Source organism: Corynebacterium hiratae, from assembly GCF_009708045.1.
GTDB lineage: Bacteria > Actinomycetota > Actinomycetes > Mycobacteriales > Mycobacteriaceae > Corynebacterium > Corynebacterium hiratae.
Map to the genome: position 1 here is coordinate 42,250 of NZ_VIOG01000015.1, position 14,279 is coordinate 56,528.

The window sequence follows — 14,279 nt, forward strand, 5'->3', positions numbered from 1 at the left end:
CAGTGAACGCTAAGCCAGAATGGGCAGACAAGGATTATTACGCGGATCTGGGGGTCTCCTCATCCGCTACCGCTGAAGAAATTAAGCACGCGTACCGCAAGCTGGCCCGCCAGAATCACCCCGACGCCAACCCGGATAATCCCGCGGCGGCGGAGAAATTCAAGCAGGTGGCCGAAGCCTATGATGTGCTGTCTGATAAAGCTACCCGCAAGGACTATGACGAGTTCAAGGCCATGATGCGCGGCGGCTTTGGACGGAGAGGAGGCGCCGGGTTTCCCGGCGGGTTTCGATCCACGCACATGGGTGGACCGGGTGCGCAAGACTTCGACCTCTCGGACATCTTCGGAGGATCCGCTCGAGGAGCGTCTCAAGGCGGCGGTCTGGGGGATATCTTCGGTGGCGTTTTCAACCGCGGCGGTGGTGCTGGCCACACAGCTCGGCCGTCGCGGGGGGCCGACGTCGAAACGCACATAACCCTCGACTTCCGCGAGGCGGCCAAGGGGACCACCATCCCGCTGCAGTTGAGCGGCGAAGCCCCTTGTACCACGTGCCACGGTTCCGGGTCCAAGACCGGCAAGCTGTCGACGTGCTCGACGTGTGATGGCACCGGGTTTACCTCGGAGCAGCGCGGCTCCTTCGGTTTCTCGGCGCCGTGCACCGACTGTGGGGGCACCGGCCAGCGCGCGGAGGATCCGTGTGCGGATTGCTCTGGCACCGGAACGGTACACCGCACCCGCTCGATCACGGTGCGTATCCCTGCCGGGGTCATCGATGGCCAAAAGGTGCGCCTGGCTGGCCAGGGCGAAGCGGGGCCGAACGGCACCCCGTCCGGCGACCTCTTCGTGGCGGTCACGGTGAAACCCGACAAGGTCTTCACCCGGGAAGGCGATGACCTGCACGTCACCGTCCCCGTCTCCTTTGCCGAACTGGCCTTGGGTGACACTATCACGGTGCCGACCCTCGATTCACCCGTGCGCGTCAAGGTACCGGCGGGAACGCCCGACGGGCGCACGCTGCGCGTCAAGGGTCGCGGCGTGGCCAAGCGCGGCGGCAAGGCCGGCGATCTCATGGTGACCGTGCAGGTCACCGTGCCTTCCACGCTGGATGCTGCGGCCTCCTCGGCGCTGCGCAGCTACGCACAGGCGGAGAAGGACTCCGGCTTCGATCCGCGTGCCGGCTGGGCCGGTAACACGGTGACGCGCTAGAAGGAGGTGTGAGATGAGCAAGGACGACGCAAATCGAACCGATGCGGCCCAGCCCAAGGCGATGTACGTCATCTCTGTTGCCGCGGAACTATCCGGCATGCACGCTCAAACCCTGCGCACGTATGACCGGATGGGGCTGGTCTCCCCAGCCCGCACCTCCGGGGGTGGGCGCCGCTATTCCGAGAGCGACATCGAGCTCTTGCGCAAGATTCAGGCACTCTCGCAAGATGATGGCGTGAATCTGGCCGGCATCAAATCCATCATCGAGCTGACCGCGGAGCGGGACCGCCTCGCGGCCGAGCGCGATGAGCTGCAGGCGGAGGTCGACCGCCTGCGCAGCCAGGCGCGACCATCGCGCGGCGAGCTGGTCCACGTTCCTCGTTCTACCTCCGTGGTGATGTGGACGCCGCGGCGCAACCGCCGCCGCGACAGCTAGGCACGTCCCCCTCCTTCGCGGAGGGGGTTCTTTTCGTTTTCAGCCCAGCCGGCCTTGCTCGGTCTGGGCCTCCGTACTCTTTGCACAACAAGTGCCCGTGTTGCCAAAGATCCAAGGTCCAGAGCAATTGTGGGCACGATCTTTGGCAACGCGGGCACTTTCTCTAGAGGTAACCATCCAGAAGAAAAAGCTTTCCTTGTAGAAAACGTGAGTTTGTTGGAAAGTAGCGCTACACTCGCACCCAACGTTGTGTGACCTGTCACATTCCTTGGTGAATGTGGCCGAGAACCTCAGGTGAAGGCCCAACGGAAACCCTTAAGACAACGAGAAAGGTGCGATGACCATGACTTTGTACGCTAACCCCGGAACCGCAGACGCCATCGTCAACTACCGCGAGCGCTACGACAACTACATCGGCGGCGAGTGGGTACCGCCGGTCGACGGCGAATACATGGACAACATCACTCCGGTTACCGGTGAGGTCTTCTGCCAGGTTGCCCGCGGCAAGGAGGCGGATATCAACCTGGCCATTGACGCCGCGGAAAAGGCTTTCGAGACCTTCGGCAAGACCACCCCGGCAGAGCGCGCGCTTCTGCTGCACCGTATTGCAGACCGCATCGAGGAGAACCTGGAGAAGATCGCCGTCGCGGAGACCTGGGAGAACGGCAAGGCCGTGCGCGAGACCCTCGCTGCCGACATTCCGCTGGCGGTCGACCACTTCCGCTACTTTGCCGGCGCCATCCGTGCGCAGGAGGGCCGCCTGTCCCAGATTGACCAGGACACCGTGGCCTACCACTTCCACGAGCCGCTGGGTGTTGTGGGCCAGATTATCCCGTGGAACTTCCCGCTGCTCATGGCGGCGTGGAAGATCGCCCCGGCGCTGGCTGCGGGCAACACCATCGTGATGAAGCCCGCCGAGCAGACCCCGGCCTCCATCCTGCTGCTCATTGAGATCATCGAGGACCTCCTGCCGAAGGGCGTGCTCAACATCGTCAACGGCATTGGTGAGGAAGCGGGCGTGGCGTTGTCCACCTCGGACCGCATCGCCAAGATTGCCTTCACCGGCTCCACCCCGGTGGGCAAGATCATCAACAAAGCGGCTGCGGACAAGGTCATTCCGGTCACCCTGGAACTCGGCGGCAAGTCGCCGTCTATCTTCTTCGCGGACATCATGGACAAGGACGATGCCTACCTGGAGAAGTGCGTCGAGGGCTTCGTCATGTTCGCCCTCAACCAGGGTGAGGTCTGCACCTGCCCATCGCGCGCGCTCATCCACGAGGACATTGCGGACAAGTTCCTGGAGCTGGCCGTGGAGCGCGTGAAGAAGATCAAGATCGGCCACCCGCTCGACACCGAAACGATGATGGGTGCGCAGGCATCCCAGGAGCAGATGGACAAGATCACCGAATACCTCGAGATCGGCCCGAAGGAAGGTGCGGAAACCCTCATCGGTGGCCACGTGAACAAGGTGGAAGGCCTGGAGAACGGCTACTATATTGAGCCGACCGTCTTTCGTGGAACCAATGACATGCGCATCTTCCGCGAGGAAATCTTCGGTCCGGTGCTCTCCGTGGCTACATTCAAGGACTTCGAGGAAGCCATCCAGATTGCCAATGACACCAACTTCGGCCTTGGCGCCGGTGTTTGGTCGCGCCACCAGAACACCTGCTACCGCGCCGGCCGCGAAATCCAGGCCGGCCGCGTGTGGGTCAACCACTACCACGTGTACCCCGCCCACAGTGCGTTCGGTGGTTACAAGGAATCCGGCATCGGCCGCGAGAACCACCTCATGATGCTCGCTCACTACCAGGAGACCAAGAACATGCTGGTGTCCTACTCTGAGGAGCAGGCTGGCCTGTTCTAATATCTGCTGGCTATGACCCCCAGACCCCGCAGAAATGCGGGGTCTTTCCAATAGGAGCCATGATCGCCCGGTAGCCCGCTCGCGCCCGGCACCGCGGTGGCGCCGAAGGCAGGGGAGGAAGGATCTGGGCCGTGGATGCCGCCGCGCGGTCCGGTGATTGCGGCGATCGGATCCTCGGCGTTGCGTGCGCTCCAAACCCGGCCGTGCAGTTGCGAGGCGTGAGCCACGGAGGCACCCGGGCTGCCAACGAGCACGACGTCATCTGCAACATAGTCCTGCTGCGCAGCCTTGCCCGCCACCACGGACCCATAGGAGTAGCCGATCACCATGTGCTGGGCGCCAGGGAAGCGTTGCCGCAGGGCGCGCTGGAAGCGGATGAGTTCGGTAGCGCCGCGGCGCGCCGGCTCCTCGTGTGCCGCGCGGGACAGCGAGGAGGGGGCAGCATAGCCAATCCACGCCACGGCGGGCCCGTGCGTGGCGCGGGCGATGGCGCGGGCGCGCTCCACTGCGGTGGGCCAGCTACCAGGCTCGGAGGAGCCGACCCCGCCCACAAACGTGCTGACTTGGGCCGCGTGCGTGCCGATATTCTCTGGGTCGACGAGCACCACCAGCCGTCCGGGACTAGCCTCCAGCACGGTGAGGTCCGGATTAGCTGCAACCAGGGAGCGGACCTCCTCGCTGGCCATGGTCAGCTGGACCTCATGCAATTCCGCCAGGGATAGCTCGCTGAAATCCTCCAGGCGAGTCGGCGGCTCACCCAGCTCCGGGGTGCACAGGGCGTTCAGCTGACGGGCGCAGGCCCAGTCGAGGACATCGGCCAGCGTGTCGAGGTGCCCCAGCACCGCGCTGGCGGGCTCCGCTAGAGCGGGAACCACAGCGAGCCGAAGGGCTCGGGCGCGCAGCTGCTCAATCCGCTCCATCAACGGCGCATAAAGGCTCACGATGTGTGCCGCCACGCGCATCTGCTGCGCCGGCCCCAGCAGTGCATCGGTGGCGCGGTGGAGGGAGCCGCGCGCTGCGTCCGCGGCCGCCCCAGAAATCGCTAGCGCTACCCAATGATGGTGCGAGGCATCGATATATCGGGCAAGCTCAGCGGACGAATCCTCCAAACGGTAAGCCTCCGCACGCATTGCCTCTGCTGCGCTCATTGGGTGTCTCCCAAGAAAAAAGAAAGCTCCGCATCGACACCCTGGGCCACACCCACGAAGCGGTCCAGCTCCTCCAATTGGGCTCGCCGCGCACTCTCGCTGAGCCTTCGTGACTCCTCCCACCGCGCGCCGAGAATCTCCAAAGCACGCGCGGTCCGGGGAGGCTGCCGCACGGAGGGCAACGCGGTGGGGGAGGAATGGTCGAAGAGGGAGCGGATCTGCTGGCGGGCACCGCGGTCAATGGCGAGATGGTTCATAGCATCGAGACTGCGCCAGCAGCCCACCCGCAGTAAAGGACTGCGACACTGAATCCGCGAAATCTGTGGATAACTAGTCCGGGCTCGTCTACCGTGGGCCGCATGAAGGTAGCAGCAGTTCAATTGACCAGCACCGGGGACGTTGAAAAGAACCTCGCCGTAGCACTCGACAAGATCCGGGAAGCCGCGGATAACGGCGCGCAGCTCATCGTCCTGCCGGAAGCTACCACCCAAAGCTTCGACTCCGGGCGCCTCGATACGAACGCGGAGGGGCTCGATGGCCCCACCGCCACCGCGGTGCGCGCCCTAGCGGAAGAACTCGGCGTGTACGTGGTCCTGGGAATGTTCGCCCCGGCGGACACCGTCGAGCGCGGTGAGAAAACCATCAACCGCGTGGCCAACGTCGCGCTCATCGCCGGGCCCGGAGTCCTCAGCGGCTACGAGAAAATCCACACCTACGATGCCTTCAAATACAAGGAATCCGATACCGTCCGGCCGGGCGAATCACTCGTTACCTTCGAGGCCGGTGACCTCACCGTGGGCGTGGCCACCTGTTATGACATCCGCTTCCCCGAGCAGTTCAAGGAACTCGCCCGCCGGGGCGCCCAGCTCATCGTCGTGCCCACCAGCTGGGCGGATGGCCCGGGCAAGCTGGAACAGTGGCGCCTGCTCAGCGCAGCGCGCGCGCTCGATTCCACGACGTACATCCTGGCCGCTGGCCAGGCGCGCCCCGGCGGCGAGGCCAAGGCTGGGCAGGCCTCCGGGCCCACCGGGATTGGGCATTCCGTCCTCGTGGCACCGGACGGCACGCGCCGTGCCGAGGCCGGCTACGAGCCGGAAATCCTCTACGGCGAGGTGGACCCAGACACCGTGGCAAAGGTCCGCCAGTCCCTCCCCGTCCTGGACGCTTAAGCCCCTTTGCACGCCTAAGCTCCGTTTGTACGCCTAAGCGTCTAAGCGCTTAGGCCCACTGGGATTTCTTCCACGCCGCCCAGGCCTCCCAGTCATCGCCCCAGCCGTCGAGCTCCGCAGCGGAGGCCGCCCACTCGTGGCCACGCTGCCAACTATCCGTGGTGATCGCCTCCTCTTTAACGCCGCCCGAAAGCAGGGCCGCCTGGGCTAGCTCGACGCGGTCGGCCGGGCCGATGAGCACGAAGCGGCGGTCAGTTCCCTCGGCAAGCACCGGTTCCATCGGCTCCTTGGCCACCACAGGATCGAAGCCTGCGGCTGCCGGTCGTGCGCCGAGCAGCCAGGGGTCCTGGCCATCCCGGACGATGTGGCGCAGCTGCAGGCCTGGAACTAAAGCCTGCAGATTGGCCTGGAATTCCGTGTCATAGTGCTCGCCCGGCGAAGGAGCCACGGCATAGACCTGGAGCCCGGAGGGAAGGTCGTTCGCTAGGCCGTCGAGAAGCAGCGCCCGCGCGCCCGCCCAGCCGGTACCGAAGGAAATCAATGTCGTCGTGTCATCCAGCCGCGGCGGCTCACCGGCGGGCGCGCCCAGCGTCCACCAATCGCCCGGCTGCGCTTTGGCCAGCATGGAGGAGGCCTCACCGGCCAGCGCGAGGTGGAACGTCAGCTGTCCGGAGTCCTCCGGGGGTGCTGCCGGGGTCAGCGGGCGCCAGGTACCGGGCGTGAGCTGAGACGTCACCGGAACGTGCTGCCCCGCGCGGTAATCCAGCGCCACGCCCGATTCCAGCCGGATCACCGCGGTGCGCCGGTTCGGCTTGTCAACGGCTACGACCTGGGCGCTGTGGGCAGGGGGAATACCATCGGAGTCCGCCTCCTGCGCCGCGGCGCGCATGATCGAGCACACCTGGGAAATGGTGCGCGTGGCGACGTCGTGCTGGTACGGGGTGAGCCCCAGAACCTCCAGCCCGTGAATGAGCGATGCCTCGAATTTCGGATAGACCTCAGGGGGAAAACCGTGGCGGCGATGATCGCGGCCCATACGTGCCAGGCGCTTGGCGACGTCCCCCTGTACCTCACCGTCCTCCACATTCTCCAGCACCCACGCGAGCGCGGGGGCCATGGAGGGGTGCGTGTCCTTCATCGATAGGGCAAAGACTTGGCGGGATTCGGCGACGTTGGCGAAAAAGTGCCTGTGTACTGCATCGCGATAGTCTTCAGCATGGTTGCGTAGATGCTCACCCAGTTCCCTCATGCCCGCCCATCCTAGCCCCTGGGGGTAGTGACCAATTGCCCTAGGGTTATATGCCAGGGGTGGCAAAGTGGGGTGGGGGTTGTAGTGTAATCAACGGTTCATTTCCCGAAAGAGGGTGAGTCTCGTCTCTAGGACGCCGCAGTGCGCGGCACGGAAGGAAGTTTTCGCATGGAAGAATTCTCTGCGTTCACAATCATGACCGACGTGGGCTGGATTTCCTTGCTCATGGTTATCGGCAACGTTTTGCGCCACCAGATTAAATTCGTATTCCAGGATTTGCTGCTGCCTGCACCCATCACCGCCGGCCTGCTCGGCCTGCTCTTCGGCCCCAACGTCCTGGGGTGGATCGGCTTCTCCGACAACCTCGGTGATTACACCTCGCTGCTCATCGCCATAGTCTTCGCCTCCATGGCCTTTTCCATGGAGATGGGTGGCAACATGGGCAAGGGTGCCCGCAACATGTGGGGCTATTCCACCATGATGTTCACCGGCCAGTGGGGCTTGTTCATTGTCCTCGGCCTCCTGCTGTTCAAGCCGACTTTTGATACCCCGGACTGGTTCGGCATGATGCTGCCCGTCGGCTTCACCGGCGGTTTCGGTACCGCGGCCGCCGTGGGCAGCGCGCTGGAAGGCGTGGGCGCTGAGGCGGCATCCTCCTTGGGCTTTACCTCCGCCACCGTGGGTACGCTGGCCGCCATCATCGGCGGTATCGTCGCCGGTAACTGGGGCATTCGCAAGGGCAAGGTTTCCCACGTTCCGAAGGAGCTCCCGGAGGAGCTGCGCCGCGGCTACATCTCGCGCTTGGAGGACCGCCCTTCGCTGGGCCGCGCCACGACGAACCCCTCCGCCATCGAGCCCATCACCCTCCACGTGGGCTTCATCGCCCTGACCGTGATGACGGCCTACGGCATTAACAAGGGCATCTCCTCCATGTGGGAGAACGTGTCCATCCCGCTGTTCGCAATGTCCATGGTCGTGGGCCTGCTCTTCCGCGCTGTGATGAACATGGTGGGCGCCAAGGATTACCTGGATAAGGACACGGTGAGCTCGGTCTCCGGTGCGGCGACCGACTACCTCATCGCCTTCGGTGTGGCGGCCATCGTGCCGGCCGCCGTGGCTGCCTACTGGCAGGCTCTTCTCCTGCTCTTCGTCCTGGGCACCATCTACTGCATCTTCTTCCTCATGTGGTTCCCCGCCGAGTTCTTCGGTGAGCGCTGGATCGAGCGCGGCATCTTCGGCTGGGGCTGGGCCACGGCGACGGTGGCCACCGGAATTGCGATCCTCAAGATCGTGGACCCCAAGCTCAAGTCCGGCACGCTGTCCGAGTACGGCATGGCCTACATTGGCTTCGGTCCGTTCGAGATCTCCTGGACCATCATCGCGCCGCTGTCCGTCATGTACGGCTTCACCGCTGGCTTCGGCTGGATCTCGCTGGGTATCGCGGTGGTCATTTACCTCGTCTTCAAGTTCGGTGGAATGATGCCGCCGCGCGGCACCATCTTCAAGGAAGGCATCGGGCACGTCGGCTCAGAGAAGTAGACTGCTGAATCTTTCGCGCACAACCCTCGGGGCTTACCCCGAGGGTTTTCTCGTCTTAAGCAGGACCTGAGTTCTAGTGCGAAATGAATTTCATCTTGCATTGCTCTTTTGTAAAGAAAGAGGCTAAAATTCAGGAAGCTGTCAGCGTGGCGCTCTCGCAGCCTCTCTTTTTCTTTCCCTCAGTGTGCGCAGGCTTAGGAATCCATATGCATTTTCTTTATGAAGACTCACCTCGTGAGGTCTTCCTCGAGTCTGCTCTTCACATTGGCGCTGCACAGGGAGATGAGGCCATCACCGTGGAGTCGGTGGCGAAGCTCGCGGAGGTTACCCCCGCGGAGGTCCGTGCAGAGTTTCCGGATCGTGAGCAGATCGTTGCCGCCATCCCGGACTATGCCTCCGAGCGCAAGGTCAAGTTTTTGGAGGAGACGCTCGACGCCGCTCCTGGCTACGCTGATCTGTTCACCAAGCTGACCACCTTCACGGAAGCCTACTACGAGTACGCCGAGCGCGAACCGGAGCTTTTTCGCTACCTGTTTGAGCAGAAGGGCTGCGTCTTTGAGGATGAGTGGCAGTCCCTCTTGCAGGGAAACAGATCGGGCAACCGCGCGCTGGATCTGATCTATGACAACATCGCGCTCATCGCGGACGATGCACAGCTTGAGGTCGGGCCGGACGTGTGCCCCCAGACCTTGGCAAAGTTGAGCGTTGCCAGCTGGGCCACCGTCCACGGCATGGCCCACTTGAGCGTCCTTGGCGTGCTGCGGCACCAGCATTCGGTGGTGCGGCGCTTCAACCTGCGCGAGGTGTGTAAGGCGCTCATCGGAACGCTTTTCATGACGGCCGAGACGTTGGAGCTTCCCGATCTGCGCCACCCGATGCAGGAGTACCGCGCACTGCTGAGCGGCTTTACGCCGGACCGGGACCTTTCCCTGGATATTACCGCCATCGAGGATCTGACAGAGCTTCCCGCGGAGCAGGCCCGCGCAGCCGTCGTGGAGCGCGCCATCCAGCTGGCGGCGTGGGTTGGCATGCAGTCGGTGACCATTGAGAACGTCGCCGAATACTTCGGTGTTTCTGATGTTTTCGTCGCCTCTCTGGCGGATAATGACTTCGTTCTACGTGAAACCGTCGAGCAGGAGACTGACCGTGAACTCGTGGACGGCATCCTCTACCTCTTGGAGCGGCTGCCGGAGGGGGCCTCGGCCGTCGATAAGCTCCTGTGCGTAGCGGTGGCCTATTTTCATTACGCGGTGGAGCATCCAGAGCGCTACAGCGCCTGCATCGGCGCAGCGTCTGGCTCCGTGGTCCCGCTGAGTGAGGACGGCGAGGAGCAGACCCAGATGAGCGAATCCTTCGCGCTGCTGATGCGTTTTGCTCGTGAGGCCCTGCGGGAGGCCGGCCACGAGCCGGAGGACCGCCTGGTCTACATCAAGAACTTCATCCTGTGGGCCGGTGCCGACGGCATGTGCCACTTGGCCTCGGTAGGTGAATTCCGCAACATCGACCTCGACGAGAAGTGGTCGCTCTATTACTCCGTGGCGGCGGTCGTCCTAGCATCGTTTAAGTACGGCCTTCCCCAGGAAGCGGCAGTAGCTAACCCCTAGCCCCGCCCACTGGCACCGCGGGCAATCCACAGCAATCCGCGCCGCGCAGAAAACCACACAGCGCAACGTCTGCGTACCTCCATCGGCATGCTGGAGGCATCCGCCAAAAGGCGTCTGGCAAAAGGCATCAGTCATAAGGCGTTTTCACGGCTAAAAACGCCTTTTACGCATTGCAGATGGCGTTTTTAGGCCCAAAGATGCCGTTTGTCAGATGCCTTGTGTGGAACGCCCTCCGGACGTAGGCCACTTTAGTGCGCAACAATCCCACCCCACCGCCGAACACCGCCAAGCGGCAGCGCCAAGAGCAGTGCCAAGAGTGGCGTTGCTTACCCGCCCATGACCTAAGTCGGGATGAAAACGCACACCGTAGACTTGAGCGAACCGCGCTCAATCCGGCGGGAGTGAAAGATTTAAAAAAGTTCTAGTTGAGTGGAACAGACTCAAGTTCTGTAGCGTTATAGACAGTGAAGCTTCCTTCCCTGCTGCAGCCGCAGGGAGGTTTGGATAAACAGTAGAAACGGAGAAACACAATAATGAGTTCTTTTAACCCCACCACTAAAACTCAGGAGGGCCTGCAGCAAGCACTGCAGACGGCTTCCGCCAACGGTAACCCGGACATCCGCCCGGCACACCTCTTAGCAGCCATCCTCGAGCAGAAGGACGGCATTGCCGCCCCGGTGCTCAAGGCCACCGGTGTGGACCCGGAGACGGTTCTCAAGGAGGCGCGCCAGCTTATCGACGCCCTCCCGAAGGCCGAGGGCGCCAACATGGCGAACCCGAACTTTAACCGCGACGCCCTCAACGTCCTCACCCGCGCCCAGGAGCTGGCTGGCGAGCTCGGCGATGAGTACGTTTCCACCGAGGTCCTGCTCGCCGCGATTGCGGGCTCCAAGTCGGATGCCGCCGAGCTGTTGACCTCCCGCGGCGCTACCTACGACGCGCTGAAGGGCGCTTTCCCCTCCGTGCGCGGTGCAGCCAAGGTGACATCGGAGAACCCCGAGGAACAGTTCCAGGCCCTGGAGAAGTACGCCACGGACCTCACCGCCCGCGCCCGCGAGGGCAAGATTGACCCGGTCATCGGCCGCGATCAGGAGATCCGCCGCGTGGTCCAGGTGCTTAGCCGCCGCACGAAGAACAACCCGGTGCTCATCGGCGAGCCCGGCGTGGGTAAGACCGCCATCGTGGAAGGCCTGGCCCGCCGCATCGTGGCCGGTGACGTACCGGAATCCCTCAAGGGCAAGACACTGCTGAGCCTGGACCTCGGCTCCATGGTCGCCGGCGCGAAGTACCGCGGCGAGTTCGAGGAACGCCTCAAGGCTGTGCTCGATGAGATCAAGGCTTCCGATGGGCAGATCATCACCTTCATCGATGAGCTGCACACCATCGTGGGCGCTGGTGCTACGGGCGAAGGCTCGATGGACGCCGGCAACATGATTAAGCCCATGCTGGCCCGCGGCGAGCTCCGCCTGGTTGGCGCCACCACCCTCGACGAGTACCGCAAGTACATCGAGAAGGACGCCGCCCTGGAGCGCCGCTTCCAGCAGGTCTACGCCGCCGAGCCTTCCGTGGAGGACACCATCGGTATCCTCCGTGGCCTTAAGGAGCGCTACGAGGTGCACCACGGTGTGCGCATCCAGGACTCGGCACTGGTGTCTGCCGCGGAGCTATCGCACCGCTACATCACCAACCGCTTCCTGCCGGATAAGGCCATCGACTTGGTCGATGAGGCTGGCTCCCGCCTGCGCATGGAGATTGACTCCTCCCCGCAGGAGATTGATGAGCTGGAGCGCGTCGTGCGCCGCCTCGAGATTGAGGAGCTGGCCCTAAAGAAGGAGTCGGACGCCGCTTCGAAGGACCGTCTGACCGCCCTCCAGCAGGAGCTGGCGGATGAGCGCGAGAAGCTCGGTGAGCTCAAGGCCCGCTGGGCCAATGAGAAGAAGGCCATCGATGACGTGCAGACCATCAAGGAGCAGTTGGAGGATCTGCGCCGTCAGGCAGAGATTGCGGAGCGCGATGGTGACCTAGCCCTGGCCTCCGAGATCAACTACGGCAAGATCCCGCCGCTGGAGAAGGACCTGGCTGCCGCCGAGGAGAAGGCCGCGCAGCAGCACAACACCATGCTCAGCGAGGAGGTCACCCCGGACACCATCGCGGAGGTCGTCTCCGCCTGGACCGGCATCCCGGCCGGCAAGATGCTACAGGGAGAGACCGAGAAGCTGCTCAACATGGAGTCCGTGCTGGGGCAGCGCGTGGTGGGCCAGAAGGAGGCCGTCACCGCGGTCTCCGATGCCGTGCGCCGCGCCCGCGCTGGTGTGGCCGACCCGAACCGCCCGACCGGTTCCTTCCTCTTCCTGGGCCCGACGGGCGTGGGTAAGACGGAGCTGGCGAAGGCTCTGGCGGACTTCCTCTTCGATGATGAATCCGCGATGGTTCGCATCGACATGTCCGAGTTCGGTGAGAAGCACTCCGTGGCCCGCCTCGTCGGTGCCCCTCCCGGATACGTGGGCTACGACGCCGGCGGCCAGCTCACGGAGGCGGTGCGTCGCCGCCCGTACACGCTGGTGCTTTTCGACGAAGTCGAGAAGGCTCACCCGGATGTCTTCGACGTGCTGCTCCAGGTGCTCGATGAGGGCCGCCTGACCGACGGACAGGGCCGCACCGTGGACTTCCGCAACACGGTCATCATCCTGACCTCCAACCTGGGTGCCGGCGGCACCAAGGAAGAGGTCATGGAGGCGGTCAAGCGCAGCTTCAAGCCGGAGTTCATCAACCGCCTCGATGACGTCGTGATGTTCGAGCCGCTCACCTCGGATCTGCTCTCTGGCATCGTGGACATCCAGCTCAAGGGCCTGGCCGAGCGCCTGTCCGGCCGCCGCCTGACTCTGCAGGTCTCCGATGCCGCCAAGCTGTGGCTGGCGGAGCGCGGCTACGACCCGGCCTACGGTGCCCGCCCGCTGCGCCGCCTGATCCAGCAGGCCATCGGTGACCAGCTGGCCAAGAAGCTGCTGGCCGGTGACATCGTGGACGGCGATACCGTGCACGTCGACGTCGCCGACGGTGGCGAGCACCTCGAGCTAGCTGCCCGCACAGCTTAATCCGCCTAAACCGGTGAGCACGATGAGTGCTCACCGCGCTCAACGGTCGCCAGCACCCACTCATGCCCCTATCATCTAGGGGCATGAGCATTTGATCTCCCCTCACGAGTTGAGTGAGAAGATTTACCGCGGTGACAAGACGACCATCCTTGCCTCCCTCTGGGCACCAGGGGAAGGCGAGTCCTTCAACCAGTTTTCCTCCCTGCACATTCCGACCGCCCAGTACGCGGACGCCGCCTCCGCCTTCGTGGGTCTACCCGGCTCCAAGGTGGGCCGCAACCCCCTCCCGCAGACGGAGAAGGTCCAGGAGTGGATCGATCACTGGGGCTTGCACGCGGACAGCGAGGTCGTGGTCTACGACGAAGGCCGCGGCCTCTTCGCCGGCCGTGCGTGGTGGACGCTGCGCTGGGCCGGCATCCGCAACGTCCGCATTCTCGATGGCGGCCTGTCCAATTGGCGCGCCCAGTCACTGTCCACGCTCACCGGCCCCGGCAACTTGGGCATGCCCTCGGACTTTAAAGTGACGACGGGGTCAATGCCCACGGCCACCATCGATGAGGTCAAGGAGCATCAGGGCCTGCTTCTCGACGTTCGCACGCGCAACCGCTTCGCCGGCCGCCGCGAGAACCTCGACTTGAAGGCCGGCCACATCCCAGGCGCGGTTAACCTGCCGGAGCGCCTCTTCCACAGGGAGGACATCACCGTGTGGAAGTCCAAAGAGGAAATCCTGGAGATCCTCGACCAGCACGGCGTGACCAAGGAAAACGTGGACGGCGCCATCATCTATTCCGGCTCCGGCAACCACTCTGCGCTCACCATCGCCGTGCTGGAGTACGTCGGCTTTACCGGCTTGCGCCATTTCGTGGGTGGCTGGTCGCAGTGGTCGGCCAACCCGAAGAACCCAGTGGAGCGCGGCGACCGCGAGCACGTCTAGCACCCGCACCCGCTACCCAGTTGTGCGCGCCCAAAC

11 protein-coding genes are annotated in these 14,279 nt (G+C 63.8%); 8 read left to right on the forward strand and 3 right to left on the reverse strand.

Annotation, left to right across the window (positions count from 1 at the left end; translation table 11 throughout):
* Positions 1-2 precede the first annotated feature (2 nt).
* The 3 genes from dnaJ to exaC all read left to right on the forward strand — a co-directional run bounded on the left by dnaJ (position 3) and on the right by exaC (position 3,505).
* The gene (gene dnaJ, locus FME68_RS11595) at positions 3-1,205 is read left to right on the forward strand and encodes a molecular chaperone DnaJ (RefSeq protein WP_144014120.1); all 1,203 of its coding nucleotides are present in this window, start codon (positions 3-5) and stop codon (positions 1,203-1,205) included.
* 13 nt (positions 1,206-1,218) lie between these two features.
* Positions 1,219-1,641: a heat shock protein transcriptional repressor HspR gene (locus tag FME68_RS11600; protein WP_158397640.1), complete on the forward strand. Its 423-nt coding sequence runs from the start codon at positions 1,219-1,221 to the stop codon at positions 1,639-1,641.
* 343 nt (positions 1,642-1,984) lie between these two features.
* On the forward strand, positions 1,985-3,505 hold the full coding sequence (gene exaC, locus FME68_RS11605) for an acetaldehyde dehydrogenase ExaC (RefSeq protein WP_158397641.1): 1,521 nt from the start codon (positions 1,985-1,987) through the stop codon (positions 3,503-3,505).
* Here exaC and FME68_RS11610 read toward each other — a convergent pair.
* Together FME68_RS11610 and FME68_RS11615 are read right to left on the reverse strand one after the other, a co-directional pair.
* On the reverse strand, positions 3,502-4,653 hold the full coding sequence (locus FME68_RS11610) for an alpha/beta hydrolase (RefSeq protein WP_158397642.1): 1,152 nt from the start codon (positions 4,651-4,653) through the stop codon (positions 3,502-3,504). The two genes, exaC and FME68_RS11610, sit on opposite strands and share 4 nt — an antisense overlap.
* The gene (locus tag FME68_RS11615; RefSeq protein ID WP_158397643.1) at positions 4,650-4,910 is read right to left on the reverse strand and encodes a hypothetical protein; all 261 of its coding nucleotides are present in this window, start codon (positions 4,908-4,910) and stop codon (positions 4,650-4,652) included. The genes FME68_RS11610 and FME68_RS11615 overlap by 4 nt, the downstream gene beginning before the upstream one ends.
* 102 nt (positions 4,911-5,012) lie before the next feature.
* Here FME68_RS11615 and FME68_RS11620 point away from each other — a divergent pair, with 102 nt between their 5' ends.
* Positions 5,013-5,822, forward strand: coding sequence for a carbon-nitrogen hydrolase family protein (locus tag FME68_RS11620; RefSeq protein WP_158397644.1), 810 nt, complete (start codon positions 5,013-5,015; stop codon positions 5,820-5,822).
* Between the two features lie 49 nt (positions 5,823-5,871).
* Here the strand turns inward: FME68_RS11620 and FME68_RS11625 are convergent, their stop codons facing one another.
* Positions 5,872-7,071: an FAD-binding oxidoreductase gene (locus tag FME68_RS11625; RefSeq protein ID WP_158397645.1), complete on the reverse strand. Its 1,200-nt coding sequence runs from the start codon at positions 7,069-7,071 to the stop codon at positions 5,872-5,874.
* Between the two features lie 168 nt (positions 7,072-7,239).
* Between FME68_RS11625 and FME68_RS11630 the strand changes: the two genes are divergently transcribed.
* The 4 genes from FME68_RS11630 (at position 7,240) to FME68_RS11645 (ending at position 14,243) form a co-directional block, all read left to right on the forward strand.
* Positions 7,240-8,610: a sodium/glutamate symporter gene (locus FME68_RS11630; protein WP_158397646.1), complete on the forward strand. Its 1,371-nt coding sequence runs from the start codon at positions 7,240-7,242 to the stop codon at positions 8,608-8,610.
* 206 nt (positions 8,611-8,816) lie between these two features.
* A complete protein-coding gene (locus FME68_RS11635) occupies positions 8,817-10,214 on the forward strand; it encodes a TetR/AcrR family transcriptional regulator (RefSeq protein WP_158397647.1) in 1,398 nt (465 codons plus the stop codon).
* Between the two features lie 533 nt (positions 10,215-10,747).
* The gene (gene clpB / locus FME68_RS11640) at positions 10,748-13,309 is read left to right on the forward strand and encodes an ATP-dependent chaperone ClpB (protein ID WP_158397648.1); all 2,562 of its coding nucleotides are present in this window, start codon (positions 10,748-10,750) and stop codon (positions 13,307-13,309) included.
* Positions 13,310-13,400: 91 nt separating this feature from the next.
* Entirely contained in the window at positions 13,401-14,243 is an 843-nt protein-coding gene (locus FME68_RS11645) for a sulfurtransferase (protein ID WP_158397649.1), read from the forward strand.
* Positions 14,244-14,279: the final 36 nt, after the last annotated feature.

Bases quoted from the DNA above. Each gene is read 5' to 3' on its own strand.
- FME68_RS11630 (WP_158397646.1), top strand. From the start codon at position 7,240: ATGGAAGAATTCTCTGCGTTCACAATCATGACCGACGTGGGCTGGATT.
- FME68_RS11600 (WP_158397640.1), top strand. From the start codon at position 1,219: ATGAGCAAGGACGACGCAAATCGAACCGATGCGGCCCAGCCCAAGGCG.
- FME68_RS11625 (WP_158397645.1), bottom strand. From the start codon at position 7,071: ATGAGGGAACTGGGTGAGCATCTACGCAACCATGCTGAAGACTATCGC.
- FME68_RS11610 (WP_158397642.1), bottom strand. From the start codon at position 4,653: ATGAGCGCAGCAGAGGCAATGCGTGCGGAGGCTTACCGTTTGGAGGAT.
- FME68_RS11620 (WP_158397644.1), top strand. From the start codon at position 5,013: ATGAAGGTAGCAGCAGTTCAATTGACCAGCACCGGGGACGTTGAAAAG.
- exaC (WP_158397641.1), top strand. From the start codon at position 1,985: ATGACTTTGTACGCTAACCCCGGAACCGCAGACGCCATCGTCAACTAC.
- FME68_RS11635 (WP_158397647.1), top strand. From the start codon at position 8,817: ATGCATTTTCTTTATGAAGACTCACCTCGTGAGGTCTTCCTCGAGTCT.
- FME68_RS11615 (WP_158397643.1), bottom strand. From the start codon at position 4,910: ATGAACCATCTCGCCATTGACCGCGGTGCCCGCCAGCAGATCCGCTCC.
- clpB (WP_158397648.1), top strand. From the start codon at position 10,748: ATGAGTTCTTTTAACCCCACCACTAAAACTCAGGAGGGCCTGCAGCAA.